1 protein-coding gene is annotated in these 4,910 nt (G+C 56.3%); it reads right to left on the bottom strand.

The features are described 5' to 3' along the window. Positions 1–4,414, bottom strand: a 4,414-nt coding sequence (locus HMPREF3039_RS09365; protein WP_231863898.1) for a beta strand repeat-containing protein, incomplete at its 3' end; no start/stop codon positions are given. Positions 4,415–4,910 lie beyond the last annotated feature (496 nt).

Genomic DNA, 4,910 nt, shown 5'->3' with positions numbered 1-4,910 from the left:
ATCCCATTTGTTCGCGCAGGGCGTCGCGCTGGGCAGTGCCCAGGGCGTTGACCGTGGAGCCCGCTGCCGCCGCCATGGAACGAGCGGCCCCGGACAGGTTGCCGTTGCTGATCATGGTACTGACGCCATTCATGAATTGGGCCAGTTGAGAGTCGGAGTCCAGGTTTTTGCGGGCTTCCCAGAGCAGGCTGGCTCCGGCCGCGGAATTCCACGTACCGGCCGCAGGGGCGAAGAGGTTTTCCTGCCGGAGTGTGGCATTGAGCAGGATGTCGTTTCCGTCGCGGCTCAGGGTGGCGTCCTGATAATAGACGGCGAAGAGGCCGGATATCTGGGCGGCGAGGCTTTGCCCTTCTTCCAGGCCGCTGATGTTGTCGGTGGCGCTCATCAGGATGACGTCATGGAGGTCGTTTCCTGCGTTCATGGTGGCATTGCCTTCCATGTTGGAGAGGAGGAAGTTGGCTCCGTCCTGTATGGTGATGGTGGCCGCCGTCAGCATGGGAGCGTCAAAGGGGCCATCCTGATTGAAATTGTAGATCAATTCCGTCGTGGAACCGTTCTGGAAGGTGATGCTTTCCACGTTGAGCGTGGTGTTGGCGCTGCCCTGGGCGTCCCCGGTGGCTTCAATACGCAGGGTGCCGTTGTTTTCGGCGGTGATGCTGTTGTAGTTCAGCGTGGGGGCGTCCGCGGTGCCTTTCAGGACCAGAATGCCTCCGTCACGGACGGCGAGGTTGTAGTTCGCATTGCCGGTTTGCAGGCATTGGGTGGTTTTCCCGGAGATGTTCAGGGTGCCGTCGCCTTCTAGAGTACCGGCGAAGGTTCCGGCGGAAGATGTCGCCGAGGAGATGGAGAGACTGCCTCCGTTCATGGACAGGGCGCCGGTTCCGGAGAGGCTGCTGATGGTGCCGGCTTCTTTTCCGGAGAGGTTCAGCGTGCCGTTGGCGGTGACTGCGGTTCCGTCCAGCCGGGCTTCTCCGCTCAGGGACAGTTCCGCCCCTTCCTGAATGCGGAGGGAGCCGGTTCCGGTGATGGTGCCGTAATCCATGCTGCTTGTTCCGGTCAGGTCGAGAGCGCCCTTAATAGTCAGGGTGCCTCCGGCTTCCGTGGCGGTGAGGATTCCGATTCCGGCGTTGCCGTTAATGGTCAGGCCGCCTCCTTCCAGCGTGAGGGTGCCCAGGGAGTTTTCCGCGCCGTTGAGTACGATGCCGCCTTCACGCAGAGTAAGGGTTTCCATGTTCATCGTTCCTCCAACCGTCAGTGTCCCGGTTCCTTCCTTGATGAAGGCAACGTTGCTGCCTCCCGTGATGCTGCCTCCCATGACGGTATCCTGGCCGGCCGGGTCAATGTCGTCTTCTCCCGTCGTCATTTCTTTGTTGTTGAGAATGACGACGGCCGTGCCATCTCCGGTGTTGTTGACGACCAGGCTGCTGCCGGAGGCTCCTATCAGGTTGTTGATTTTAGCTCCTTCGCCGTCTTCTTCTCCAGGAGTTCCAGCCAGGTTGACCGTCAAGGTCTGGCCACTGCCGATGACAACGCCGGCGTAGCCGGAGAGCGTTTGATAGGAGTTGACTTCGTGAGCGTTTCCTCCTTCCGCCTGCACGCGGTAGAGGCCGGTGGCCGCTCCGCTGAGCACCAAGCTGCCACCGTCCGTTCCTGTGACCCGGATGCCGTAGTTGGTCAGAAGGTCGGTAGTGAAGGCAATGTCGCCCAGGTTACCGACGGTCAGCGTTCCGCTGGTCAGGGTCAGGTAGCTGGAGGTGTCGTCGGTTTTGTGGTCCAGCAGAAGGTTGACAACGGCGTCGTTGCTCAGGTCCAGCGTCAGCCCTTCTCCCGCAATGGCCAGGTTCGGGTCGCTTCCCGTTCCGCTGCCGTTGCTGATGACAGCGTCGGATGCTTGCGTATCCTGGCCGATGTTTTCCGTCCCAAGGGCAATGGTAAGCCCGTCCAGGCCTCCTTCTCCTACAGTTACGGATCCGGTGACTCCGGTCAGACGGGAGCCGGCGGCGATATTCAACGTCCCCTTCATATGGCTGCCGTCGGCTCCGGAGAGGTTCAGGCTGCCTTCCATGATGGAAATTCCTTCCGTGATTCCGCCGAGGATGGTTTCTGCTTCTGCCGCGTCTGCCCCGAGTTTCAGGTCTCCCGCTCCGGTTTTGGTCAGGGCCGGGCTGTCGGTCAGCGCGTAGATGGTGGCGGAGCTCCCTTCTCCGCTAACGTTGATTTTGTCAAATTGGGTGAAGGTTGTGTGTTGGAAGTCCGTGGCTCCAAAGCTTCCCTTGAGTTCGAGCGTCCTGTCTCCCCCTACCGTCGCTCCGGCGCTTCCTCCAATGATGATGCCGCCTTCTTCCCCTTCTGCTCCAAAGACGCTTCCTTCCGTCAGAGAGACGAGTACGTCGCCTCCTACCGTGCCGCAGTTGCCTGCCCCGTAGATGTCGCCCAGGTAGGTCCCCGCCCCAAGGGTGACGGTGACGCTGCCGCCAATGCTGACGGGCAGGGCTGCGGCGTCTTCCGCCGTCCATGTGCTTCCTCTCCAGGAGCCGCCCACGATCATGCCTGTGAAGGTGGAGCCTCCGTCAATGGAGACGCCGGTGTTTCCGTTGGTGGTCAGCGTGGTGCCGTTCCCCCAGTTCCAGAAAGAGCCGCCCATGATGTTGCCCGTGAAGATGACTCCTTCTTTCCCGGTGATGGTGACGCTTGAACTGCCTTCCACTTTTTGTATGCCTCCGTTGCTTACGGATTTCGTGTTTGCGTAACTGCCCCCATAGATGTTTTTGACGAAGTTGTTTTGCCCGTCTGTGCCGGAGAGTTCCGCATTGCTTAAATCAACAGTTACCGAGGTGCTGCCTTGGATTGTCGTCCCTGAAACCTGGTTGGCCGTCCATGCGCTGCCGCCCGTGATGAAGTTCTGGTCTGTTACGTTGCCGAAGTCTCCCAGGTTGACGGTCGCGTTGTTGCTATACTGGATGTTGGTGACCAGGACGTTTGTGTTTCCTGTGATGATGGTGACGGCATTATGGGAGGAAGTGCTTCCTCCGATGATGGCTCCGGCCACGATGGCTTTATCCTTGACGGTAACGTTTGTGCTGCCCGTCAGGGTGGTGCTCGCTCCCTTGGTGTTCCCGCCGATGACGTGTTCCGCCGTGGCGTTTCCAGAGAGCTGCACATGGGTGTCCCCAGTCAGCGTGCTGGTCTGGAGGTTGGTGCCCCATTCATTGGTGACACCTCCGGCGATGATGCCGAATGCTCCTCCGTTGATGTCTATCCATATGTCCCCCTGGTAGTTGAGGTTGCCGGACGGCAGGGTCGCCCCGCTGTTGTATACCCCGGACAGGTTGATTTTAGTTCCGCCGGTGTTGGTGATTTGATAGACTTTGTCCCCGCTGGTCGTCAGGGTCCCGTTCAGATATCCCAGGCTGACGTTGGCCGCACTCCCCTCCCCAAGAGCCAGCGTAAAGGCGTTCTTGACCGTTTCTTCCAATGCCCCTCCCTCTCCCGCAGATACCCACGTCACACGGGATATCGCCTCGTCTTCTATCGTCAGCACGCTGCCTTCTATACTATATTGCCCTGTCTCTAATCCCGTAACGGTAAAATTCGTACCGAGGTTGTTTCCTAAATCAAACGTGTATCCCTGTTCTCCCTCCACCAGGCTGTCAAGCGCGCCGCCGATGTCAATGGTGCCTGAAGTGAAAGTTACATTTTCCTTGGTAAAGGAGGATCCGGATTCCGTATAGGTTAGCTTGGCTCCGTCAATGGCTGCGTTTTTCAATACGCCGGTGCCGTTCATGTTCAGAACGGCATTTGCCCCCAGAGTGGCGGAGGTGAAATCCAGCGTTCCTCCTGCCATGGTGATTATTCCGGAATAAGCCAAGGAAGAATTATTGATATTCAGGATGCCTCCTTGGGCCGTGATATTCGCGTTGATGACGGTTCCCGTCAGGTTTTGCGTACCTGTTCCGGCCATAATCAGATTTATTCCTCCCGTGGGAGTAGTGTTGCCGTTTACTCCGGAATGCTGCGTGGTTGCCCCGATACTTCCCCCATACGTGTAATTTCCGTTACCCGTCAGGGTAAGATTCGCTCTGGAGGAATTAGCCGACTGGACGCGCCCCTTATGTGTTCCGCTGAAGCCGTCGGCATCATTTAAACCGGCCAGAGAGGCGGCATTGGAAATTTGCAACGTCAGGGCGCTGGAACTTTGATTGATTGAGCCTGACAAATCTACCGTTGCGTTGGCGAGAGCCATTCCCGTAATCTGGAGAATGGCGCCGCCGGGCTGCGTCCCCTTCTGGGAAAGGATAATGTTCCCGGAAAAACTGCTTTCTTGGGAACCAAGCACAAACTTGGAGGCATAGCCGGCATTGCCGTTAGCCGCTACCAGCGTTAAATTTCCTTCTCCGGCAAATGCCCCGTTCAAATTGATGGTACAGCCGCCGTTCGCATTCTGATTAATGGTAAACGAGGAGCCTGCTCCGATATAAAGTCCTGTGGAATAATTGTTGTTTCCTGAATTTACATCAAGGTTGACGGATTGGCTCCCAGTAACTGAATACTCATTGGCGGGCTCATTGTTATTAAAGGTGGAGTCCGCTCCCCATGCGGGGGATTCAGATGTTGGGACGGCCAGGGAAACACTGGTGTAACAAGCCAGAACAGCCGCCAGCAGAGCAATAGGCAGGTGTAGACGCATTTTTGTTGTGGTGTTAATTTTTATGTATTTATGCATAATAATACGGATTTGAAATTCGATAAAGATTTAGATTTATTTTGGGAAATATCTAAATCATTAATAGTGATATTATTGAATATGTATTCACATAGTTTCTCCCTTTCTTTCCTGCTTCTTCTTCACTCTTCTCATCTTTTCTAAAACGTTTTCATATCAAAAATTTTCGTTGACTTCGGATTTCAAA

It is taken from the genome of Akkermansia sp. KLE1798 (genome assembly GCF_001580195.1).
GTDB classification, from domain to species: Bacteria; Verrucomicrobiota; Verrucomicrobiia; order Verrucomicrobiales; family Akkermansiaceae; genus Akkermansia; species Akkermansia biwaensis.
This window is presented reverse-complemented; position numbering and strand designations above follow the sequence as displayed.